Below are 24242 nucleotides of genomic sequence, written 5' to 3' on the forward strand. Positions count from 1 at the left end.
TATAAGCTTCGTTAAAAATTTCTCATTAAGAACAACTAAATAGCAAAATTTTTGCCTTGCCTATATGGATTTAGGTACCTTATGTGGTGATTGATTAGCGGTAGTAGCACGCAAGAGCGGTACTACTAATGCAACTTCCCCACTTAAAAATAATTTACTTAATTCGGTTGCTATAATTTAAACACGTCACGCTTAAATAGGACATCTGTCCTGTACTTGATAGGCATTAACTATAAACATTACGCTTTAATTATAACTAAGGTTTACTATGGAAAAGGTATTTCACTTAGGTCTTACGAAAGCCGACCTACAAGGCGCTTCACTGGCAATTGTTCCGGGTGATCCCGAGCGCTCAAAACGCATTTCCGAATATCTCGATTCTCCTGTCTGCTTAGCACAAACTCGCGAATTTCATATTTACCTTGGCTTTTTAAATGAAAGTCCTGTGGTAATTTGTTCAACAGGTATAGGCGGCCCATCAACGTCAATCGCAGTTGAAGAACTAGCACAGCTTGGTATCACTACCTTTTTACGCATAGGTACAACTGGCGCTATCCAACCACATATCAATGAAGGTGATATTTTGGTGAGCACGGCATCAGTGCGTTTAGATGGCGCTAGCCAGCACTTTGCGCCTATCGAGTTTCCTGCGGTTTCTGATTTCCACACCACTTCGGCAATGGTACAAGCTTGTGAATCGTTGGGCATTACTCATCACGTTGGGATCACTGCGTCTAGCGATACTTTCTACCCAGGGCAAGAACGCTACGACACATATTCAGGCTACGTAAGAAAAGCGTATCAAGGTTCGTGTGCAGAATGGCAAAAGCTTAACGTGATGAACTATGAGATGGAGTCTGCGACGTTGTTTACCATGTGTGCAGCACTTGGATTGAAAGCAGCTTGTCTTGCCGGCGTTTTGGTGAATAGAACACGCCAAGAAATCCCCAATGTCGACCATCAAGCTGTTGAAAAGAAAGCCGTCACTGCAGTATTAAAAGCAGCTGAACTGTTACTTTCGAAATAATAGCACTAAGCGTAGAGATTGAGTGACTACTCAATCTCTATATGTGTAAGCAAATGCTCGGCATTGTATGCCTTTAAAACTGCTAAGCTTACTTGCAACTGGTTAGCACTGCCCTGCTTTTCCAGCAAAGTGATCCCTACTACATTTACCTCAGATAATACTTTACCCGACATCGCTAATTGACTCAGTGCACTTTGTAATGGCGATAAGCTTGGGTTATAAGCCGCATTTTCAGCATAACGCCCATAAAAGCACTCGCCAGTGTCTAGTTTAATTTCCACCGCACTTTGATTGTGTGTGTAGGGGCAATAAGCGTGCAGATAATGCTGATAAAGCGCCGCACTGATTGAAGCAGGCGATGTTTCATTCGCAGCAAGATGTTGCACTTGAGAAAAGAGTTTTTCACTGTTGCCCAGATCGTCCGGACCAAACGAAGTCGGCAGCAAATCACACAACGAGGTTTTGCCTGTCGGCAATAAAATTTCAAGCTCCTTTGCGGTGCTTAGTTCATTCATAAATTGGCGACAAAATCCGCAAGGCGCGGCATTGATCGTCATTTTAGAGATTTCAGTTGCACCATTTAACCACGCATTGTTAATTGCCGCTTGCTCGGCATGAACAACCAAAGAAAGCGCTTGATGCGAAAATTCTATATTAGCGCCTAAAAACGCTTGTTGAGATTTATCATCCCAAGCAATGGCACCAACATAAAATTGTGAAATAGGAGGCGTAGCAAACTCGGCTGCAACTTCAAGTAAAGCAGCCTCAAGCTCAGATCCAGATAAGTGAAAACGGTTTTGATATTGTGCTAGCTGGGAATAACTAAATATTCCACGATGGGCAATGGCGTATTGCGTTAACGCACTTTTTATTGATGGTTCTATCTTTGCCATATTGTTGTCATGTTTATCTATGGCAGGATAGTTTACGCAAGAGTTACAGTCGACTCAACCATTCTCTTGCAGATTTAAAACACTCAAAGTTTTCAGCGCTGATATTAAAACGCTTAATTTTTTGTAGAAAAAGGTCATGCATATAACCTTCAAAACCAACGACACGCGCGATGTGTAAATTACCGATATTGTGCGCAACTTTTGGCATTATGTTCACAATATCAATCGCAGCAAAGCGGTGTTCAAGTTCACTCACATCCACTAATACCTTGCTACTATTATGCTTTTTAGCATATAGATTGGCTTTCTCGTATGCCGAGACCACATCGTTTGCATTCGCAATGCCTCTGACCTTCATCATAATCAGATCATTACACTCATCAAATGTGACGCTAGTAGAAATTTTGTGCATGTATCGTAGACCCATCAACCGACAATTCTTGAATAAAACAAATAAAACGACTGGTTAAACCAGCCGCGCATTTTAAATCAATGAGAATTACTGTCAATAAATATACTAATAAAAAACCAACCAAAATAAAAAAACCAATCCATTGGGATTGGTTTTGTAGCTGTTATGCTTATAAATGTAAAATTTTACAAAAATAGATTATTCAAATTGTTGCACTAACCCGTATTGCGCATTCCCGCCGCAATCCCTGTCATCGTGATCATAAGTGCCAGTTCCAAATCGTGATTGGTTTCTTCACGCACACGCTTTAACAGTTCTATTTGTAACAAGTTTAGAGGATCGGTATACGGGTTTCTCAGCCCGATTGATTCTTTGATCCAAGGTTGCTGTGACAACAACGACGACTCTGGCGCAAGGCCGCGAATAAGCTCGATGGCCTGTTGCAAGTTGTCTCTTAACTCATCCCCTAGGCCTATATACTCGTCACTAACTAAACTTGCATCATACATCTCGCTGAGCCAAAGGTCGGCTTTACAGAATACCATTTCGAGCATTTCTAAACGGGTTCTAAAAAATGGCCACTTTGCGCTCATTTCTTGCAGCATGTCTTTACCAAACGTTTCTACGGCAGCTTCAAGACCTTCTTTTGCCCCCAGCCAAGCAGGCAACATCAAGCGATTTTGACTCCATGCGAAAATCCATGGAATAGCCCTCAAACTCTCTACTCCGCCGTTTGGATTACGTTTAGAAGGCCTCGAGCCTAGCGGTAATTTAGACAGCTCTTGTTCTGGCGTTGCCATTCTAAAGTAAGGAACAAACTCAGGATTCTCTCGAACAATACTGCGATACTTTTTACAGGAAGCTTCACTAATCGTCTCCATTACCTCTACCCATTTCGGTTCGGGTCTAGGGGGCGGCAACAAATTACTTTGTAAAATCGCACTGGTATAAATAGATAGACTTTGCATCGCGACTTTAGGTAAACCAAATTTAAAGCGGATCATTTCGCCTTGCTCGGTTACTCGCAAGCCACTTTTTAGCGACCCAGGAGGCTGAGATCTCAGCGCTTGTGCTGCAGGCGCACCTCCACGACCAATCGTGCCTCCGCGGCCATGGAAAAGCACCAGCTCGATGCCCTTCGCATCAGCAAGGTTAACCAGCTTTTCCATTGCATCATACTGCGCCCATCCTGCCGCCATCATTCCTGCGTCTTTTGCAGAGTCGGAATAGCCGATCATGACATATTGCTTGGCACCAATCGTGCCTTTATACCAAGTGTTCTCAAATAACCCGCTGATCACTGATTGTGCGTTATTTAAATCATCCAGCGTTTCAAATAGCGGGGCTACCGGTAAGTTGAATTTACATCCGCTTTCTTGGAGTAATAAATGTACGGCGAGAATATCTGAGGCACTTTGCGCCATTGAGATAATGTAAATGCCAAGTGCATTTTGGTCTTGATCCGCAATCGTTGTAAATGTCTCTAGTACCTCTTGAACATTGGAAGAAGGTTGCCAATGACGCGGCAGTAGCGGTCGTCTCGAGCTTAGCTCGGTTAATAAGAAAGCTTGCTTGTCTGCTTCTTGCCACTGGGCATAATCGCCAAGACCCAAATAGCGCGTTAATTCAGAAAACACTTCGGTATGTCTGGCGGAATCTTGGCGAATATCTAACTTACATAAAGACACGCCAAAACAGTCAATTCGTCTTAATACATCCAACAACAAACCATCGGCAATATTAGCTATGCGACAATCAACCAACGAGCGATAACACGCCTCTAGTGGCTCTCTTATCTGTGAGACCTGTTTAATCTTGTCCTGATAATGAGAAGGCGTGCCTTTGATTTTATATTCCAATGCTGCAATGGTTTCTTCTACCTCAGCGCGTACTTGCTTTAGCACATGCCGATAAGGTTCATTGCTGCCGTCCGCTCGCGCTATAAAGCTTGCGGATGCATTACTCATAGAAAGTTCTGCCCCCAAGATTTCTAGATCACGACGATATAAGTCAAGCGCCATCCAGCGGCCGTGATCAAGCACAGATTGCGTCACATGAGAAGTAACAAACGGGTTGCCGTCTCTATCGCCACCCATCCAAGAAGTGAGCTGGATAGGACTAAAATTGGCGGGTAGTTGTAAGTTTAATCGCGTTTTCACTTGGGCGTTGAAATACCGAACAAATTTAGGCACGGCTTCCCAAAGACTATTTTCGATAACCGCGAACCCCCACTTTGCTTCATCCAGTGGCGTAGGTCGCTTTTCTCTAATATCGCTTGTGTGCCACGCTTGTGAGATCAACTGCTCAATGCGGTCAATGACCTCATCGTAAACAGGATCCTCACCTGAGGTCACCTCAAGCACTTTTAAACATTCGCTCAGCTCAACGTGTTTATTGATGATGGTTCTGCGTGTTACTTCCGTTGGGTGAGCGGTTAGCACCAAATCGATTTTTAGTTTGCTTATTACATCTGCTACTTCATTGAGTGTCAGCGCGCCAGCATCGACTTTACTTTGCAATTCATCTAGCGCCTTATCGACTTCGATCATCACGCCGTCTGGAGAGCCTGACTTTGAAATGGTGTGGAATTGTTCTGCGACATTCGCAAGGTTTAAGAAATGATTAAATGAGCGAGCAACGGGAAGTAGCGCTTCATCGCTTAGGCTACGTAAGGTGTCAATCAGCGCTTGCCTATCTGAATCATTACCGCTTCGCGAGGATTTTGCTAGGTGCCTAATTTCTTCAACTTTGTCTAGCGTCTCTTGACCCTGCGCTTGTTGAATAATTTGTCCTAACATCTGCCCCAAAAGGCTCACATTACTACGTAGGCTTGCGTATTGCTCAGTCATACAATCTCCTTGATGAAAAGATACTTGAACTCCACTATACCGAGAATAAATTGATTTGCGAACGATCTATTTTCAAGACGTTAACGTAATAACATGACAAAGATAAGTATTATTCGAGTGAGCGAATGATTGTATTTTACGATGGTAACTGTCCGCTGTGTGTAGGGGAAATGAATGAACTTAAACGTTTCGATCAACACAATAAAATTGATTTAGTGAACATTCACGATAATCGCTTCTCTACCGAGTTTCCTGAGATAGAGCATAAAGCGGCTATGGCTAAACTCCACGGTTATGATAGCCAAGGCAAGCTCATTGTAGGACTAGATGTTACCGCAGCGGCTTGGGGTCAAGTTGGCAAACATCGCTGGATAAAATTACTGAGATTACCCATCATCCGAACAATTGCAGACGGCGTTTACTTGTTTTTTGCAAGGCACAGAATGAAAATTTCTAAACTTCTGGCCCCAAATCAGTGCAGTATACAAAATAGTGGAGATTGCAATCGTGACTAACGTCGCCATCATAGTGATTGGTGCAAGTTCAGCGATCGCTGATGCCTTTATAAAAGCGCAAACCGAACAAAACCCCGACGTAAAAATCATCACGGTGTCTAGGCAAGCTAAAACGGCTCTACATGCCAATAACCTGCATTTTCAGTGTGATTATTCTAAAAAACAAATTCAACAAGTTGCGAGCTGTATTCTCGGGCAAGAGTTAACGATTAAAAGCGTCACCATTTTTAATGGCTTACTCCATGACGAGTTTGATAAATTCCCAGAGAAAAAGCTTGAGGACATTGATCTCGAATACAGCATGGCGCTGTTTAATATCAATACCATGATCCCCATGCTTTGGTTGCAAGCTTTACTGCCAGCCTTAAAAGGTAAGCAGCCATGCGTAGTTACGGCACTCTCTGCCCGGATTGGAAGTATCAGTGACAACCGGATGGGCGGCTGGTACAGCTATCGCAGTTCAAAGGCTGCACTTAATATGATGTTTAAATCCGCGGCTGTCGAGCTTGCGCGTCGGGCAAAAAATATTAAGCTCATTTTGTTCCATCCAGGTACTACTGACACGCCACTTTCAAAACCCTTTCAAGCCAATGTCCCGGATGAAAAACTCTTCACGCCGGAATTTGTGGCACATCAACTTAGCGGCATCATCGCAAATAGCCCCCCTGATGGCACGGTGAGCTATGTTGACTGGCAAAATAAATTAATAGAATGGTGAACACATCATGAAACACTTCTCAAGTGACGATATTAAAACCTTAGACGAGCGTTATCGCGCATTGATGATAAATTCACTGTCGGGTTTCAAAAGCGCTAACTTAATTGGAACAGTTGATGAAACAGGTCAAGAAAACTTGTCTATCGTTAGCTCCGTTTTCCACCTCGGTGCCAACCCGGCACTCGTAGGTGTGATTTTTAGGCCTCATAGCGTACCTAGGCACACACTGGAAAACATCTTAGCGACTGAAAAATACACCATTAATCAAGTCAATGTTCAAATTTATATGGCAGCCCATCAAACCTCAGCCAGATATGAAAAGCACCAATCAGAATTTGAACAAACAGGATTAACCGCCGAGTATTTACATGCTTTTCCAGCTCCTTTCGTCAAGGAAAGCAGACTAAAATACGGGCTTACACTCAAAGATCACCAAACCATCAAGCTCAACGACACCGAGCTGGTAATTGGCGAAATTGAGTCGCTTCACGTTGAAGAAAGCGCTTTGCTCGAAGACGGCTATATTGATATCGAGGCACTCGATAGTATTGCTATTTCCAGTTTAGATGGTTACCACAGTACCAAACGTATTAATCGTTTGGAGTATGCAAAACCAAACAAGCCAACCAGAATTAAGCTACTTGGCTGAGCCCCTTTACAAGGATTCCAAGAGCTCAAGTAACTCTTCGAGCTCTTCTTTAAAGTTTTTCTTTTGTTTTTCGCTCATGGTGTCTTTAAGTTTAACAGCGAGACTTGCATACTCTTTTATTCGTCTTGCTTGAATATCTAGGATGCGCTCAGGCAGCGCTGTGGGTGTAGTAACTATTGCTTGTTGCAACAGCTCAGGTGAAACTTGCTCAGTGCCGCTCAGTAACATGGCTTGTTTAAACTGGCTAAATCGCCTTTGTTCATGTGCACGCCAAACCTGACGCGCAAACTCGCCTTGCTCATAATATTCGTTAATAAGCTCCTTTTGTTTATCACTCAAATCACCAAGCCAACGCTCATATCGGTTAAATTGGTCTCCTTCCTCCCAGTCATCATCCAACATTTCTTTTTCTATGTTGGCTATCAGCATTTCTCGCTGTTCACGGTTAAGCGAATTTAGGTGTGTTTCTAACTTAGGATATACGGCTTCTACGACGGAATACCAATAGTTTCTTGTGGTATACACCATATGCACCATGTCACTCTCGGTCATGGTTTGCCAGTGCTTCAACAATGATTGGATATGAGATTTGTATTTTGGTAGCTCTGACTGTCGATGCCACGCAACCAAAGATTCTACATCAGCCTCCAGCTTTTCCTCTTGCTCATCCGTCAGCTCAACATAATCGGAAATATAATAACTCGCTAACCATCCTAAGTTGTTATAGGCCAATCTTTGACTACATCCAGCCAAACATAGTAAACATAGCGCCAGTGCTATTAATCTCTTCATCCCATTGCCTCAATTTTTGTTTTTATTACCTTATATTAACGCAGTATCTGCCATTTTAGATTTGTATTTTGTAAATCTGTGTTTCTGGCATTAGAATAACTAACAACATAGTTAGCATAGCTACCTTAAGGAGGTCTATGATGTTAGGCAGGATTTCAAAAGCATGTATCGCCATTGCACTATTAAGCCAAGCACCTTTGGCAACAGCTGGATTGGAAGAAGGCATAGATGCACTCAATGCTGGCAGGTTCGAAGAAGCACTACAAGAATTCAATTATTTAGCTGAAATGAACTACGCCCCGGGCATTTATCAACTCGGTGTAATGTATGAAGGCGGCTACGGTGTCGTCAAAAATCCACGTAAAGCGGCAGAGTTATTTCAACAAGCCGTTAAACTTGGTGAAGCCGACGCAATGTTTGCGCTAGCAGTCATGTATGACGAAGGTCGCGGCGTTAAAAAGGACCGCTCTAAATATGTTGAGCTAATGACCAGAGCGGCAAACAAAAACATGCCAGCTGCGCAATTTAACGTAGCGCTGATGTATGCAAACGGTGACGGTGTACCACAAAGTTACCGCCACGCACTTAACTGGTATGAAAAAGCCGCCGCAAACAACTACACCTTAGCCATGTTTAATTTAGCACTCATGTATTTTCAGGGCTTAGGAGTCGAGAAAAGTATTGAACGCTCGTACGTATGGAATACGTTAGCGGAGTTTAATGGTTATGCTGAAGCGACAAAGAGCCGAGTGCTCGACGAGAAACAGCTTTCTCCTTCACAAATCGAACAAGCAAAAGAACTCGCTAATAGTATTTACGAGCGAATTCAAGCCGGTAAATACGTAGCAGAAACACGTACTAAATAATCTAAGCTTAGATTAAGAAAAGTGTTAAACAATAGAGGTCTCCAGCGAGGCCTTTATTATTTTTCCTTATTAAGATTGGGTCAGTATCATCACACCTAGGTAACAGTCATGCTCATTGTTATACCAATTCGCTTAATTAAGTGATCTATTTTGAAGCGAGAAAATTTTGTCGATAACCAGGCTAAAATTTTGCTATTTAGTTGTTCTAAATGAGAAATTTTTAACGCCGTTAGCGTCAGATTTGCTCCTTCAAATTGAGCAAGTATTAAGACTAATTGGTATTAACTGCGGCAATCTTTTTACATTGTTGAACCCGCTAACACTAAGGTAAACTAGCACTTCATCCATAATGAGCTGTGAAAATGAATCGCAAAAAGAAAATTTACGAAACCTTAAAGAAAAAAGACAAGCGTGCTAATGCTAAACTCCACAAAAGCAACAAACCGCGCTACATCTCAAAAGCAGAGCGTGAAAAAATCGCAGCACAGCAAAACAGTGAGGAGTTAAATAGCGAAAACAATGAACATTAATTGCCCGAGTTTTGTGTCGCCTCGTCATTAACTGCTTTAATTTCAATCACTTTTTAACTATGATTCTGCATTGTTGCCTACCTCAATTAATCTTCCAACGTTAGATGAGGATCTCTGCTCTCAAATTAAAATTGATTTGCTGGTTTGAACAGTGAAAATTCACACGTGTTAGGTGTTACTACTCCCATGACTCTGAGTCTTTGCAAACAAGGTGGATAATCGATGCAGGGCTTGACACCCAGAATGCCTGAAATCCTTCAGGTAACGGTTCGATTTCATCGCAGCGTACGACGCCAGCAGCTTTGAGGTGCTCTGACGCTGCCGCAATATCATTGGTAACAATCTCGAGCCATGTTTCGGCTTGGCTGATACCAGGTACGCTGTCGAGCCAGAGATTATTGGAGCCAAACTCAAAACCAACTGATGGAGCATGCTCTGTTATTTCTTTTAGGCCGATGACATCTCTGTAAAACTGAAGTGTTGCGTCGTACTGATGAGGCGGCAGCTTCATGGCGATATTACGACCAGCTGTGAACTTAACCTTAGTATTCATGTGAACTCCTTCCTGACTGAAACTGTAATCCTGTATCGTGTTAGCCTGAATATTGGGCTGAGCCAGCACTCTCTCTAGCATCAGCTTTTTATCTGTTGATATAGTGAAGTCCCATAAAAATAACCACTGATATTTCAAGCTAAGTCTTATCTTTAAGTATATTGGATCTCTATATGTAATGGCGCTTTGCTCAACACATTAACGCTACTTTTTCCTCAAAAAGAGCCACTCTAAAGGCTTTGTAAGCAGCTTCGAATGGCTAAGCAGCATCTTATTACGCCATTTAGTATTATTGGATTGGAGAATGGGCTTTTTATGGCTAAAGGTATAAAAGCCCTCTTCGCCATGATATTGACCCATACCAGAGTGACCTAGGCCACCAAAGGGTAAAGACTCAACAACCACGTGCACTATGGTTTCATTGATCGCTAAAGTCCCCGTTGCGAGCTCCTTTGACACTTTATTCATGGAAACTTGAGACTGTGTAAACAAATAACTCGCAAGCGGTGTGGTGTCCTCCCTAATATAGCTAATCGCATCATTTAAGTTGGCTATTTTTAGGATGGGCAAAATCGTTCCGAATAACTCCTCTTGCATCACCCTCATGCTTTTGTTGACATGGGTAATGATATGCAGAGGGAGCTGACGATTGTCGCGTGCTGGCTCAGCTTGCCACACATTCGCGCCTTTATTTTTGGCATCAATAATAATGTCGTTTAAGCGCTGAAATTGTCTGTCGTTAATAATTGAAGTTTGGTTTTTTACACCTACTTTTATTTTATATGTTTTTTCGTAGTGCTGTTTCAGCTCAGCAATAAATGCGTCGTATTTTTCTTCGTGCACTAACACATAATCTGGTGCAACACAGATTTGACCTGAATTAGAGAGCTTACCCATTAACACACTCATCGCTGCGCCGCTGATATCAGCGTCATCCAGTACTATAACAGGTGATTTCCCCCCTAACTCTAAGGTGACCGGCGTGAGATTTTTAGCCGCAGCCGCCATCACCTTTTTGCCAACTGCTGTTGAACCTGTAAATAGCAAGTGATCAAATGGCTGCTCAGTAAAAGTCGCGGCAATATCAGGTCCGCCTTCAACTACGCACACTTCATTGTCCAATCCTTTAAAAATGGCTCTTATCACCGCATTCACCTTGGGAGTGAACTCGCTCAACTTGAGCATGACTTTGTTTCCAGCAGCGAGGGCTGTAATCACGGGAACAATCGCTAGCTGAATAGGATAATTCCATGGGGCTATCACGCCCACGACTCCTTTTGGCACAATCTCAATTTTTGCCTTAGATGGTAGCCACTGTGCACCGGGTGAACGATGCTGCACTTTGCTCCATTTGCGCAGGTGCTTCGCGATATAATCAATCGAATTGATGCAAGGCATGATGTCTGCAATCACGGTATCGAATCGACTCCGAGTACCAAAATCCTGATCTGCCGCCTCGACTAATTGATCTTGCCGCTGCAACATACGTGATTTTATTTCAGTTAATAGACGTAAACGCTTTTCAAGCGCGGGGTAAGGATCTTGGTTAAAGCGACTTTTTAACTGAGTAAATGTGGCTATTAGGGTGCTGGTATTATCTTCAATCATTATCAGGTCCTGCTAATGTCTAATTTGAATATAGCAAGGAAAAAACAACGGGTCTATCTTCAAAAAACTAGGTATTACTATAGAGGCAGGCTGCGTATGACCGAGTTGCCTTTCGATGGACACAGCCTGTGGAGAATGGCAACTTTAAAACCCTAGTATGCTCCTTGCCAAAGTCAAGGTTACAATTGTAATTAACCCTATCGCGACTATATTCAAAACAAACCCTGCTCGGATCATGTCTTTAATTTTGATCTCACCCGAGCCAAATACGATGGCATTTGGTGGTGTTGCAACAGGCATCATAAAGGCGCAACTGGCCGCGATTGCAGCAGGAATAACCCAAGCTAAAGGAGAACCCGTGATTGATTCAGCGACAGGACCAAGTAAAGGTAAAAAGCCTGCGGCCGTTGCGGTATTGCTGGTAATTTCCGTTAAGAACGTAATAAGCGCAGCAACAACTAGTACTCCAAGCACTAAGCCCATGGCATCCGCGCCCGCAAGTAAGTTAGCGATGTAATCGGCAAGTCCTGAAGATTTGATCTGCGCCGCTAGTGATAAACCACCGCCAAATAATAGCAAAATACCCCAAGGCACCTTAGCTGCGCTTTCCCAATCTAAAATACGTTCGTCACTTCCCGACTTCGCTGGAAGAACAAATAGTAACAGTGCAGCGGCAATTGCAATGCCAGTATCTGACAATTTAAGACCCGTAACATCGCCAATTAGCGGTCTAAAGATCCAGCATACTGCCGCTAAAATAAATACCGCAAAAACCCCTTTCTCCGCACGAGACATTTCACCGAGTGCTTTTAATTGGGAAGTAAATAACGACTTAGTATCAACATTAATTTCTTCTTTATCGACCTTGTAAGTCACTTTGGTCAACCAGAACCAAGCAAATGCCAGCATCACCAAAGACAAAGGCACACCAATCATCATCCAAGTGGCAAAACCAATCTCAATTTGATAACTGTCGGATAAGTAAGCAGCCATTAACGCATTTGGTGGCGTACCAATTAAAGTTGCAATACCGCCAATACTGGCTCCATAAGCGATAGAAAGTAATAGCGCTTTAGCAAAGCTTTGGCTATCTCCACCCTGCTCTTTTACCAAGTGAATAACCGAAAGTGCAATCGGTAACATCATGACCGCCGTTGCCGTGTTTGACATCCACATAGATAAAAATGCTGTCACGCCCATCATCGCTAAGATCTGTATACTCGGTTTAGTGCCTGCGAACAACATGGTATTCAGCGCGATGCGTTTATGCAGCCCCCACCTTTCCATGGCGATTGAGAGCAAAAATCCACCCAGAAATAGATAAATCAAAGGATGCGCAAACGGTGCAGCGACTGCTTTAATAGATGCAATCCCGACTAGAGGCGAAATAACCAAGGGTAATAACGAAGCCGCCGGAATAGGCACAGCTTCGGTTATCCACCAAGAAGCTAGCCAAAACGCTAAGCCTGCGGTTCTCCAAGCCTCAACCGACATGCCCGATGGAGGTTCAACCAAACAGATCAGTAACATTACCAAGGGACCAAGCCACAGAAACAACTGCGTTTTTATCGTTTTTTTATTCTCTTCTGTCATTATCTTGAACCTTTAAAACTTATATTTTAAGCCAACAGCGATGCTAGTATCGTCTTGTGTTTCAAGGTCAAGCTGCGTTGCCATCACATACAAGTTAGTTTGTTTATCAAAAATATAGTCTGTACCTAGCGTCCACTGAGTCGCATCTTCACTGTGGCGTAATCCGCTTGAGTCTTTGGCAAACTGTAGCTTCGGACGCCAATTATCATCGAGTTGGTAACTTGCGCTTAGCACATAGCCATTACCTGATTTGTCTTTCGCTAGATTTTCACTGTCTTGGATGATGGCACCAAGTTGTAGCTTTTGCCACTTGTAAGCCAACGCGATACGCGTAGCAACCAAATTACCAATACTGTCGGTATGACTCAGAGCAACATAGTAATCTTTATTTTTTAATGCTCGGTCACCATAAATTGCGGTAGCTGCAAACCCAGTTTCGTCGTTGCTCGCGTCGTCTTTAGGTGTGTAGGTCAGAGAAAAAGAAAAGTCGTTCCATTTAGGTGAAGAATAGGTAATTGAATCACCAACTCTGTCTTGGCCTGCTAGCACTTGGGCAATATCACTTTGGGTTTCGTTAAATTGATCGATTTTACCTTCACTGAATTTAAAACGCGTGTCGTTTCTGCCCACTAAAACCGTACCAAATTTACCTTCAAGGCCAACATAGGTGTTTCTTGCTGAAAATGGCTCGGTGGTATCGTCGTGTTCAAAACCTTTAACTTGTACTTCATATTTGTAGACGAGTTTTAGATCGCTTGATAAGCCGTGAGTGCCTTTTACACCAATTCTTGAAAATGGTGCGTCAATTTGTGTGCCCTCTTTGGTATAACGCATCACACCTTTGTCTGTGTTGGCAATTTGAACTTCTGCTTTACCATAAATGCTGTAGTCTGCGGCTAACGCAGAGGCCGATAACGTTGCACTGGCAACTGCCAACGCCGCTAAAGATTTACTTGCTGTCATAACTTGTCTCATTTTTTGATTATTGTCGCTTAAGACAACGCAATTCTGAGACCAGAGTTTATTTTTTAATATAAATCAGATGGATAAATAAAAATCTAAGATTAACACCAGCTAAAATGTGCGGATTTCCACACACTTAAATCTATAATGTGTCACTAAATTCACCCATCATCATTGGTGAACATAGTGCGATTTAAACCATACTTGCTCATCTTGTCGTACAAGGTTTTTCTCGGCACTTTTAATAAATTCATCGCATCTTTTATACTACCTTGGCTTTGTGCCAACGCTTCTTCAATTAACGATTGCTCGTAGTAGCTCACTTTCTCAGCCAAACTCAACGTTTCATCAGACAAATTGCTTTGCATGTTGTTACTCGCAGTCATCGCACCACCGAGTAAAATATGGCGCTCGGCGTGGTTTCTCAGCTCTCGCACGTTCCCAGGCCAATCTTGCGCCAGTAGCTGTGCCTCTAATTCAGGGCTAATTGGCTGCATAGGTTTATGGAAGCGAGTTGCAGCAATGGAGCTAAAGTGTTTATATAGCAGCGGAATATCAGCTTTTCTGGAACGAAGTGATGGGATCATCACTTTGACGAGGTTAAGTCGATAAAATAAATCCGAACGGAATTTACCTTGTGCGACTAAGGTTTGTAAATCCACTTTGGTCGCCGCAACCACTCTAATGTCCAGCGCTATCGCAGTGTTGCTGCCAACAGGCGTCACACTTCTTTCTTCTAAAACGCGCAGCAGCTTCACTTGTAAAGCCGCAGACATGGCTTCGATTTCATCCAAAAAAACCGTACCACCTTGGGCAAAAGAAAATTTTCCCTCGCGAGACTCTTTAGCACCCGTAAATGCACCACTTTTGGCACCAAATAATTCACTTTCAATCAGCTCTTCAGGAATTGCACCGCAATTGATAGCGACGAAGTTATGGTTAGATCGCTCGCTATGGTCGTGTAAGTATCGTGCCACCAATTCCTTTCCTGTACCGGTTTCACCTTCAATCAATACGTCAGCTGGGGTATCAATCACAGCATCAAGCAAATGCAGCATTTGCTGCATTTGTTTTGTCTCACCTAAGATCCGCACGCCCGGCGCAGACTTTTTCTTAACTTGCGCTTTTAGCTCTCGGTTTTCCATCACCAACCGGCGTTTATCAAGCGCCCTTTCTATGCAGTCAAGTAGCGGCTCTGACACTGGCTTTTCAAAAAAGTCGTAAGCCCCTTTTTGGATAGCTTTTACCGCCACTTCAACATCCGCAAAGCCGGTTAGAAATACCACAGGTAACTCAGAATCAAACTGCATTACCTGCTCTAAAAATTGAATGCCATTGACCTCGGGCATATTGATATCGCAAAGCACAACACCGCTAAACTGACGAGAAAGCTTTTTTAATGCAGGCGTTGCACTGGAGAAACACTGCACAGAGTACCCTTCTATTTCAAATAGTTGCTTTAGTGCATCTCGTATACTTTGTTCATCATCAATGATTAATAGTGTTTTCTCTTCAGTCATGTTGAGGATTCTTTGTGTGTAAACTAATTAAAAACTCGGCACCACCTTGCGGATGATTATGGGCACTGAGTTTGCCATGAAACGATTCAATGATCTGCTTTGAAATGGATAACCCTAAGCCCAAGCCATTACCTGACTTAGTGGTGTAAAACGGTTCAAATATGTTAGATAAAGCGTGCTGTTTTATCCCTTCGCCCGAGTCAATAATCGACAGCTGGATCTTGCCTTCATGCTCCACGGCGCGAATATAAATACATTTATTATCTTGCTCAACAATGGCTTGGCACGCATTGCTAATAATATTCACCAGTACTTGCTCAAACTTAAATGGATCGACCCAGATATTGCACGCAAGTCCCTCACTTTGGATTGCTACACCGTAGCGTTTGAGTTCAGGCCCAACTATAACTAAGGCGTTATCTACTGAGTGTTTAAGGTTGGCCACCAGCATCTTGTTATCATGATGCTGACTAAATGACTTTAGCTGAGCCACGATTTTATGCACTCGAGTGATCAAAGATTGGATCAGGACCATGTTTTCGACTACTTTGCTCACTTCTCCCTTTTGAGCCAACCGTTTGGCGCTGGCAACATACGCACTCATGGCACTAAGTGGTTGATTGATTTCATGGTTAATACTGGCACTGAGCTGCCCTATGGTTGCCAACTTGGCAGCGCGAATAAGTGCATCTTGCGCCTGCTCGAGCGCTTGCTTGCGGCTGGCAACCTCAGCCTCTAAACTCCGCTGACTGAAAAGCAGTTGTCTGTATCCTGTCAGTTTACTCAACGTGTACTCGACAACAACAAAGAGTAAAATCAATACCAGTGCGGTTACCCCAAGCCGCGGCCACTGTGCCGCTTTGATAGGCGCAACTTCATGTAGCAAATAAAGTGTGTATTGCTTGTTAAGCGGCCTCTTTTGCATCAGCGCGTCGCTACCATGAGATGAAGTTTTCACTCTGGTTGGTGAAAGCAGGCGCCAATCAATAGGGAATAGAGATTCGTTTTCAAACTGCCTTGAGGATTCAATTTCTTTGCGCTTTGTTGGGGACAATTCCCCTAACGAGGCTAACCGCCACTGCTCAACATCAGATGCCAGTACAATATGATTGTCATCCACAATTAAGAAATGGCTATCAGTTCCCGTATCAAGCTGGGCTTTATCTGATTCAAATTTACTGGCGTTAACCTTCATCACCACCACGCCCACGAGCGATCCATCTTTGTAGACAGATTTAGCAAAATAGAAGCCACGGGTTTTGGAACGTAAACCGAGCGCAAAAGAGACATGCTCATTGCCCTTGATTGTTTCGTAAAAATAGGGGCGAAAGGCAAAGTTACTGCCTTTATAGCTATGCGGCAAATACCAGTTGCTACTTGCAATCACAGTTCCACTGAGGTCTAGCAGGTAAACGTCTGACGCACCACTGGATATTTGAATGTCCTGTAGATATCTGTCCAGTTCATTGGAGTTTATAGCGGTTGCTTGCTGTAAGCCTGATTGCACCAAATTGCTTAAGCTCAATTGCGTTTGGATAGCTTGATAACGAGTAAATTCAGCCTGGATATAACTATTGAGCTTTTCTAGATTGGTTTTAGTCTGACCAAGGACATTTTCCTCATCCTGTGCCACATTGAACAAGTAGCTTGCCCACAGCCCACAAAATAATAATAAAAGATAAATTAATATCTTAACTGAGAACTTATGTGACACACGCAACTCCTAATTGAACTCATTGAGTCTATCAGAAGCAGAATATCAATTAAATCAAATCTCTTTAAATCAATGTATCACTAAGCGCTAAGACCGGAGATAAACAAGGTTTTATCTCCGGTCTTGATTTTAAACGCGTATTAATTCGCGCTAATATTTAGCGTTACATTGCTTGCTGCTTGGTAACCTTGCAGGCCGATATGCCAAGTGCCAGCCTGAGGATTGGAGATTGTACATACCTCATTATTGCCATTTTTGTATGGCCGACATTGGTAGGTGCTGGTATTTGGTTGCGTGCCAAAATTAACATAAAGATCCGCATCTCCCGTGCCTCCCGACGTCGTAATTGTCAGGGTTTGGTATCCCGTGGTTAGTGCTTGACTAAAATACTGCCACTGTCCGCTGGCGACAGAAATATTATTGATAGTTTCGTCAATAGGCGTATTGCCACTTGAGGTATCGTATTGTCCTACCAAACTAACCCCCGAAATCGCGTTCCATGCCTCTACCATCACGTAATACGTGCCAGTTTGCACAGCGGAAATATTGCATTGCTCGTTACTAGACGAGTTAGTGCTCTTGCAGTCATGAGTATCCAAAGTAGGTTTGGAGCCATAGCGAACGTAGAGATCGGCGTCACCAGTGCCACCTGAGGTGGTAAAACTTAAATTAGTTGCACCTTGTGGGACTTCCATGGTGAAAAACTGTTGGCTTTTAGATGCACCAGAAATACCCGTTTTAGCCACGCCATTTTCAAGCTCATTGTTTGGCTGTGGCGGAGGTGTATCACCCGCATTTTTACCAAGCTCAGCAACAAACGCCAGCGCGAGTTTTGCAAATTTTTGTGCATGTGTTGAATCAAATTCAGTATCGTTGGTGGTATGAATTTTTCTGTTGATCTCAGACATTCTTGATTCAAATGGCATAGAAGCCGGGAACCCTTGCTGATACCAAGATGCATGGTCAGAACAACCATAACCGCATTGGTCATAGGCATAGCTTAGGTTTGGTAAATAAGTTTCAATTAATTGGCCTAAGAACTGATTCTGTGCGCTGTTTGTATAGTCTGTCATCATCACAATATCCGCACTACTGCCATTGCGGCCAGTCATATCAAATTGTGTCATACCGACTACGTTTTTTCCCTGAGAGCTGTACGACTGCGCGATAGCTTTAGAACCTCGAAGCCCAACTTCTTCTGCCGCAAAGCCCATGATTTGGATTGTCCGCTGAGGCTGATAACCATCTTCAACAATAGCGCTTAGCGCTTCGGTAAGCACAGCTATGCCAGAGGCATTATCATCCGCACCCGGCGCAAGTCCACTCGAGTTAGATTGGTTAATTGAATCAAGGTGTCCGCCGATAATAACGATTTCATCGCTCAGTTCACTACCTGGGATGGTGACAATCACTGAAGGCTGAGCCCAAGAATGGCTAAAATATTCAACACTAATATCTGAGCGACTTGCTGCAATGTCGCTCCATGTTTGCTTGACCCATGCAGCGGCATCAATACCTGTTTGTGAGGTGTAATAGCGGTTATAAAAACTGGTTAGCGAGTTGACACTGCTGTCTAAGTTCACCGTACTGACTTTTGAGATTAAGCTGTTAACCCGTGTGGGGTTATCAATGCTGTAGTTAACTAGCGTTGCACTTGGGTTTATGCTTTCTAACTGTGCAAGATAATTTTGCGCCTGCTCTAAGGAGTCATGGGCGACAAAACCACCACAGCGGTGATATTCGTCGTGCATAAATGCACTCAGGTGTGAGTGTAAGTTTGCAGGTACTTTTAACGCTTTGACTTCGCTGTTTGGTAAAGAAAGCTGCTCGAAATGAGTACCGCGAATAGAATTATGGACTTGGAAATGCTGACTAGACTTCGCATCCATCGTCACCCAAACCTCTTCAGACGCTTCAGAAAAGCTACTCAAACAGGCAATGCTCAGTAGCATAGGTGTAGTTAATTTCATTGTTGTATCCTCAACCCATTTGAATAACAACATGATTTAAGCGCTGAGCAAAATAAAAGGATTATTCAAATGAGGTAAATTTATGATTTTTTTGGGGCCTAATAAGAAGGGAGCTTGCGCTCCCTATAAACTGTTACTTAGTTCGCTTTGATATTCAGTGTTACACCGCTTGCTGCGCTATAGCCACGTAAATCAATATACCAAGTACCTTGTTGTGGATTTGCAATCGTACAAGTCTCGTTGTTACCGTTTTTATAAGGGCGACACTGATAGCTCGACGTTGTTGATTGAGAACCAAAGTTTACATATAGATCCGCATCACCTGAACCACCTGAAATGCTCACTTCAAGGCTGCTGTAGCTAGCATTTAGATCTTGCGTGAAACGTGTCCAGCTGCCAGATGCAACACTGACATTTGACTCAGTGCGGTCAATTGGTTGAGTTCCACCTGTTGAGCTGTATGTACCAGTCAAAGTTACGCCCGAAATCTGATTCCACGCTTCGACCATCACGTAGTACTTACCAGCTTGAATGTTACTAATATCGCAGCTTTCGTTGCTTGTAGACGTTGTGCTATTGCAGTCATAAGTGTTTAGTGTCGGACGAGAGCCATACTTGACATAAAGGTCCGCATCACCGCTACCACCAGAAGTGGTGAAGTTTAGGCTAGTCGCATCAGCTGGCACATCAAGGGTAAAAAACATTTGCTCTTTTGCCGCGCCACTGATCCCAGTACGAGGCTGACCGTTAGTTAACTCTTCATCGCCACCAGGAGGAGGTGGTGGGTTAGTGTCACAGCTACTACCTGTGCTTAAGTTAGAGTTAACGCCAACCGCTGCTAACGCAGCTTGTACATCACCTGGTTCATAACCTAGGTCACATGCCGCATCCATCACGCCATTACCAGCTAAGTCCCAGTCAGTATTCGCGGTCCAATACATTTGGTTAGCTTTTGCCATTACGATAAAGGCTTTTTTCGTATCCCAACCTGCCGTAGTGGCCAGATTGTAGAAGGCTTTGTTGAACACCCCTGAAGTGTGGTGAACGTCCATGCTAGACGTATAGTTAGACTGATGATCGATTGAGCGACCGTCTTGCGTTGGATCATTCATATAACGCAATGCGCCACTGCCTTTGAAGATGTCTTGGCCAACTAACCAGTCATTGCTGCCTTTCATAAAGAATTCGGCGGCTTCACCTGCCATATCAGAAAACGCTTCGTTCAAGCCACCTGACTTATAACGGTATACCAGACCTGAGTTTTGCTCAGTGAAACCATGACTTACTTCGTGAGCAGATACATCAAGACTTACCAACGGATAGAATGTATTCGCACCATCACCGAATGTCATCGCGCTGCCATCCCAAAACGCATTTTCATAATTGCTGCTGTAGTGAACACGCATTTGCAATTGGAAAGACAAAGGTGCTGCACCAAGCCAATCGTTATACATGTTAAACACAACATTACCAAAATAATGTGCGTCGTTCAGCGGTGAGTATGCACCGTTAATTTCTTTAACGGTATTTTCTGGGCATGTAAAGCTATGTGCAGTCGAACCGCTACTACCGTGATTTAAGTTAATTGTCTTAACGTTCGCATTCGTCATGGTACAAGTATTGCCCGACTGCGCTACGTCTAGATGACCATAATCAGTACCATACTGGTAACGACCGGTCTTTTGGTTACCACCAGGACCTGTCGCATTTGCATGCTGCAAGTTGTTGAAGCTTTCTAACACTTCGCCTGTGTTTGCATCAATGATCAAATATGGACGCTTAGGCTCATCACCATAAGTAACAAAAGTGACTTCATACACTAAACGTGCCGTTGAATTACCATCAAGCCAGATCGCAAGGCGAGATTTCTCGTTATGTTTTTTAAGCTTTTTGTCTACACTAAGCGACTGTTTTTCAAACTGACTCAATGCCATTTTGGCATTGAGCTTGGGTTTTACCGAACCGATGTCAGCCGCGATGTTATAAACCGCCGCACCGTGAGCTTTTTTAAGCGCACCGGCATCGTCAAACGTTAAAATGACCGAATCCCCAATCACTGGTAATCCTTGGTACATTTGTTGAAAACGCTTAGTTACTTCACCTTTTTTACTATTGAAGCTTTTAAGCTCCTTTAGTAGGCTCGCATTTTCTAAGCCAATCAGCACTTCTGGCTGTGTACTCAACACAGTTTGAGAAGCTGATTTAAGCATAGTATTAATGTCGGCTTGCTGGTTTAGGTATTGTTTTGTTGCAGCTTGAGCACTGAGCGAAGTAAACGCAATCGCACACGCCGTAGCCATAGTTACTGTAGATAATTTCACGAATTACACTCCTAGTATTGTTGTTTTATTGTCCTTTTCATCATTGCCTCACAAGAAGCATTGGATGAAATGTGACTGTTTTCTCCTTCAACTGCAGAAGACATGGCAAGCCTATTAGCACTTGCCACGCCTTATTAGACTAGGCAGCAAATCAAATAAATAAACCCCAAAGTTAACATTTTAATAATATTTAATTTACTTTAAATATTTATGCAATGCTTTCATGCATTTGTTTAAAAAATAGACCCAGGCTTAATACCTTGAATTAAGTAACAAAACACATCTTTGTAAATTTTTTGATACGATATGAGTAAATATGCCAATTTCTTCCCTAAACTAACTTTACAATCATTATGTTGTATCAAAACATGTAGTAACTACTCGGTAATTCTTTCTTGTTTGTGCTTCATTTGTTCAACCCCACAACATCTAGAGTCTAAAATTATTAATAAAATTCAATATATTAGAAATCTTACTCTCTCGGTATAACACTTGCAGTTTGAATAATTACAAGCTGCAACGAAATTAGGAGGAGTAATGGATACTTTTGAAATATTATCCTACGCAGATCATAGAGTTGGGGCCGTTCTAACAGGGAAAGCAGCCGCAGAAAAATTGCAAAATGATTTGTTAAACAGTCACCTTGTTCAACATGAGCATCTAGAACTGGTTAATCCGTATGACAAAGATGCCGACAAAAAACTTGAGCCTAAAAGCGAAAGTCGTCTTGCCAAAAACATGCTTAATTGGCATTTGTACCTTGGCAGCATGGGGGTGATATTAGGCTTTCTCATCGCTGGGCTATTGGTAAGTTATGGACCGGCTTTCACACAAGCTAATCCTTATTTAACGTTTATCGCTTTATTAAGCCCCGGCTTATTTTTAGGGCTATTTGCTTCAGGCCTTATTTCTTTGCGTCCAGACAAAGATGCGTTTAATCAGGCGGTGATGAATAAAATCGCAGAGGGCAAGTGGCTGCTTATCATTAAAACGAATAATGAGGCGCATCGAAGCAAACTCATGTCGTTTTTTAAAAACAGCACCAGAGCAGACGTTTTAAGCTAGAAAGAGGTAATCTACATGGAAATTTTTAATGCAATAAAGCAAGATCATGATCATCAACGCGCCCTATTGAATATGTTGGCAGAAACGTCTGGTGATTCAAAGGTCCGCGAAAAGTACTATAAAGAGTTGAAGGACGCGCTAGAGGCGCATGCCATCGCAGAAGAAAGGTACTTTTACGCCCCGTTAATGGAAAGCGATATGACGATCGAAGACTCTCGCCACGGTATCGCCGAGCATCATGAGATTGATGAGTTAATTGAGGCACTGGATAATACGGAGTTTTCCGATCCTAGTTGGCTAACTAAATTGAAAAAACTCAAAGACAAAGTTGAGCATCACTTGGCTGACGAAGAGCAAGCGTTTTTCCAGCGAGCGGGTAAGGTACTTGATAAAAGTGAAAAGTCGCAACTTGCAGATGAGTATCAAAAAGAGATGGAAGAACAGTTGTAAAAAACTATTCCCGTTTATCAGACGCAGAGTGCCAGATAGATGGGAAGATTATATGCGAAAGGAAAAGAGCCATTGATTTGTGCGCAGCTGAGTAAACCACCAAAAATCTTGGCTCATTTCTTCTTCCCATGTGGGTAAACAACATGAAACAACACCGACCCAGTATCAGATACTTATCATTCAAATAAAATAGTTACCTCATCCAAAGTAAAGCGTACTTAGACCCATTTGGATCACCATTTGAAAAGCATCGAGCTGAACCTAAAGATGTCGGGTTGTAGTTACCTCTTGCCACCCAACAATGTGGCGCGTAAATATCATGCTGCCACCCTATCGTACCTAAATTATTCTCTTTGGAATATGAGGGGTGTACACAGCCAATAATCGCTGCATCAGATGTACTTAAAGACTTATAACAAGTTGGAATGTCATTTCTGCTAGGCATATAGGTCACTCGATCAAGATAACCCCATGAATACCTAACGAGTTCTAATTCTGCTGCAGTTAAGTTAGTTGCATAAGCATATTTTCCGTCGCTACATAACCCTGTGGAACATGAAACTTGCTCTCTTACATCAGTAAAAATATTCAGGTTTCCTTTGTATAGCCAACGTTTAGATGGTGCATACGGGTTATGCTCAGGCTCATTACCATAGTTTTCAACGTGTTTCACTCCTCCCTGTACATTTTTTGGGTAAGTGCCAACTAAAGTCCACCCACCTCCATCGGTATCCATATCACAATAAATATTCAGCAAGCTGCCCTCAGAGCCCGTAATTGTGTAGACACCACTTCCAGAGTTCTCGCCTGAATCTAAAATGTCTTTACAATTACTATGTTGAAGAGTGTCGAGTGGATTTAACGTCCAGTCCCCCTTATTTCCATTTGTATCGTACCAAGTGCCAGAATAACCACCTTGCATTTCTTTTTGACCTACATACACGCTTTTTAAGAGATCCGTAGTGTCTGTTTTATTGAACTCGATTATCGTATCGGTTCTATCAGTTTCACCTGAAATGAAACTCTCGCTATTACCGGTCGAGACAAAATGATTAGTAGAACCAATAAATGTAACATCTTGAACAGTACGAGTGGTAAGCTGACCATCTAATTGATAATCTATAATCAATTGGTAATTTCCACCATTTGCTATTTGTGCTTCAGTGTATTGACTTAAAAATGAGGCACATAAAAACAAAGATATCTTTTTTTTCATCACATTATCCTTATAGTT

Annotated in this window: 21 protein-coding genes; 8 read left to right on the forward strand and 13 right to left on the reverse strand. The window is 42.8% G+C overall.

What is annotated here, in order from left to right; translation table 11 throughout:
* The first annotated feature begins 268 nt into the window (after positions 1-268).
* A complete protein-coding gene (udp, locus tag BB427_RS06230) occupies positions 269-1027 on the forward strand; it encodes a uridine phosphorylase (protein WP_039495050.1) in 759 nt (252 codons plus the stop codon).
* Positions 1028-1053: 26 nt separating this feature from the next.
* Here the strand turns inward: udp and cdd are convergent, their stop codons facing one another.
* The 3 genes from cdd to ppc all read right to left on the reverse strand — a co-directional run bounded on the left by cdd (position 1054) and on the right by ppc (position 5181).
* On the reverse strand, positions 1054-1920 hold the full coding sequence (gene cdd, locus BB427_RS06235; RefSeq protein WP_069019309.1) for a cytidine deaminase: 867 nt from the start codon (positions 1918-1920) through the stop codon (positions 1054-1056).
* A 43-nt stretch (positions 1921-1963) separates the two neighbouring features.
* On the reverse strand, positions 1964-2281 hold the full coding sequence (locus BB427_RS06240; protein ID WP_232288019.1) for a hypothetical protein: 318 nt from the start codon (positions 2279-2281) through the stop codon (positions 1964-1966).
* Between the two features lie 266 nt (positions 2282-2547).
* Positions 2548-5181 carry a phosphoenolpyruvate carboxylase gene (gene ppc, locus BB427_RS06245; protein WP_069019310.1) on the reverse strand — a complete coding sequence of 878 codons (2634 nt, stop codon included), beginning with the start codon at positions 5179-5181 and terminating at the stop codon, positions 2548-2550.
* Between the two features lie 125 nt (positions 5182-5306).
* Here ppc and BB427_RS06250 point away from each other — a divergent pair, with 125 nt between their 5' ends.
* The 3 genes from BB427_RS06250 to BB427_RS06260 are packed head-to-tail and all read left to right on the forward strand — an operon-like array spanning position 5307 to position 7063.
* A complete protein-coding gene (locus BB427_RS06250) occupies positions 5307-5696 on the forward strand; it encodes a thiol-disulfide oxidoreductase DCC family protein (protein ID WP_083229841.1) in 390 nt (129 codons plus the stop codon).
* Complete coding sequence (locus BB427_RS06255) at positions 5689-6414, forward strand: SDR family NAD(P)-dependent oxidoreductase (protein WP_069019312.1); 726 nt, start codon at positions 5689-5691, stop codon at positions 6412-6414. The genes BB427_RS06250 and BB427_RS06255 overlap by 8 nt, the downstream gene beginning before the upstream one ends.
* A 7-nt stretch (positions 6415-6421) precedes the next feature.
* Positions 6422-7063, forward strand: a complete 642-nt coding sequence (locus BB427_RS06260) for a flavin reductase family protein (RefSeq protein ID WP_069019313.1) — start codon at positions 6422-6424, stop codon at positions 7061-7063.
* Between the two features lie 6 nt (positions 7064-7069).
* On the opposite strand, the gene BB427_RS06265 is transcribed toward BB427_RS06260, so the two are convergent.
* Positions 7070-7855, reverse strand: coding sequence for a DUF6279 family lipoprotein (locus tag BB427_RS06265; RefSeq protein WP_069019314.1), 786 nt, complete (start codon positions 7853-7855; stop codon positions 7070-7072).
* A 140-nt stretch (positions 7856-7995) separates the two neighbouring features.
* Here BB427_RS06265 and BB427_RS06270 point away from each other — a divergent pair, with 140 nt between their 5' ends.
* Both BB427_RS06270 and BB427_RS06275 read left to right on the forward strand, forming a co-directional pair.
* On the forward strand, positions 7996-8721 hold the full coding sequence (locus BB427_RS06270; RefSeq protein ID WP_045989895.1) for a tetratricopeptide repeat protein: 726 nt from the start codon (positions 7996-7998) through the stop codon (positions 8719-8721).
* 362 nt (positions 8722-9083) lie between these two features.
* Positions 9084-9251, forward strand: coding sequence for a DUF2986 domain-containing protein (locus BB427_RS06275; RefSeq protein ID WP_069019315.1), 168 nt, complete (start codon positions 9084-9086; stop codon positions 9249-9251).
* 178 nt (positions 9252-9429) lie between these two features.
* Here BB427_RS06275 and BB427_RS06280 read toward each other — a convergent pair whose 3' ends face one another.
* The 8 genes from BB427_RS06280 to BB427_RS06315 form a co-directional block, all read right to left on the reverse strand.
* Positions 9430-9804, reverse strand: a complete 375-nt coding sequence (locus tag BB427_RS06280; RefSeq protein WP_069019316.1) for a glyoxalase/bleomycin resistance/dioxygenase family protein — start codon at positions 9802-9804, stop codon at positions 9430-9432.
* Between the two features lie 204 nt (positions 9805-10008).
* Positions 10009-11412, reverse strand: a complete 1404-nt coding sequence (locus BB427_RS06285; protein ID WP_069019317.1) for a coniferyl aldehyde dehydrogenase — start codon at positions 11410-11412, stop codon at positions 10009-10011.
* Positions 11413-11556: 144 nt separating this feature from the next.
* Positions 11557-13005, reverse strand: a complete 1449-nt coding sequence (locus tag BB427_RS06290) for an SLC13 family permease (RefSeq protein ID WP_069019318.1) — start codon at positions 13003-13005, stop codon at positions 11557-11559.
* Between the two features lie 12 nt (positions 13006-13017).
* Positions 13018-13968: a porin gene (locus BB427_RS06295; protein ID WP_069019319.1), complete on the reverse strand. Its 951-nt coding sequence runs from the start codon at positions 13966-13968 to the stop codon at positions 13018-13020.
* 161 nt (positions 13969-14129) lie between these two features.
* The gene (locus BB427_RS06300) at positions 14130-15488 is read right to left on the reverse strand and encodes a sigma-54-dependent transcriptional regulator (protein WP_069019320.1); all 1359 of its coding nucleotides are present in this window, start codon (positions 15486-15488) and stop codon (positions 14130-14132) included.
* Positions 15481-17202 (reverse strand): sensor histidine kinase, encoded by a 1722-nt coding sequence (locus BB427_RS06305; RefSeq protein ID WP_069019322.1) that lies wholly within the window; start codon positions 17200-17202, stop codon positions 15481-15483. Before BB427_RS06305 ends, BB427_RS06300 begins: the two co-directional genes overlap by 8 nt.
* A gap of 140 nt (positions 17203-17342) precedes the next feature.
* A complete protein-coding gene (locus BB427_RS06310) occupies positions 17343-19172 on the reverse strand; it encodes a M28 family metallopeptidase (RefSeq protein ID WP_069019324.1) in 1830 nt (609 codons plus the stop codon).
* A gap of 137 nt (positions 19173-19309) precedes the next feature.
* The gene (locus BB427_RS06315; RefSeq protein ID WP_069019329.1) at positions 19310-21493 is read right to left on the reverse strand and encodes a M4 family metallopeptidase; all 2184 of its coding nucleotides are present in this window, start codon (positions 21491-21493) and stop codon (positions 19310-19312) included.
* Positions 21494-22030: 537 nt separating this feature from the next.
* Between BB427_RS06315 and BB427_RS06320 the strand changes: the two genes are divergently transcribed.
* Together BB427_RS06320 and BB427_RS06325 are read left to right on the forward strand one after the other, a co-directional pair.
* The gene (locus tag BB427_RS06320; RefSeq protein WP_045990044.1) at positions 22031-22558 is read left to right on the forward strand and encodes a hypothetical protein; all 528 of its coding nucleotides are present in this window, start codon (positions 22031-22033) and stop codon (positions 22556-22558) included.
* Between the two features lie 15 nt (positions 22559-22573).
* On the forward strand, positions 22574-23008 hold the full coding sequence (locus BB427_RS06325; protein WP_045990043.1) for a hemerythrin domain-containing protein: 435 nt from the start codon (positions 22574-22576) through the stop codon (positions 23006-23008).
* 193 nt (positions 23009-23201) lie between these two features.
* Here BB427_RS06325 and BB427_RS06330 read toward each other — a convergent pair whose 3' ends face one another.
* The gene (locus tag BB427_RS06330) at positions 23202-24224 is read right to left on the reverse strand and encodes a fibrinogen-like YCDxxxxGGGW domain-containing protein (protein WP_069019335.1); all 1023 of its coding nucleotides are present in this window, start codon (positions 24222-24224) and stop codon (positions 23202-23204) included.
* Positions 24225-24242 lie beyond the last annotated feature (18 nt).

This window comes from Pseudoalteromonas sp. BMB (genome assembly GCF_001709235.1).
Lineage (GTDB): Bacteria > Pseudomonadota > Gammaproteobacteria > Enterobacterales > Alteromonadaceae > Pseudoalteromonas > Pseudoalteromonas maricaloris.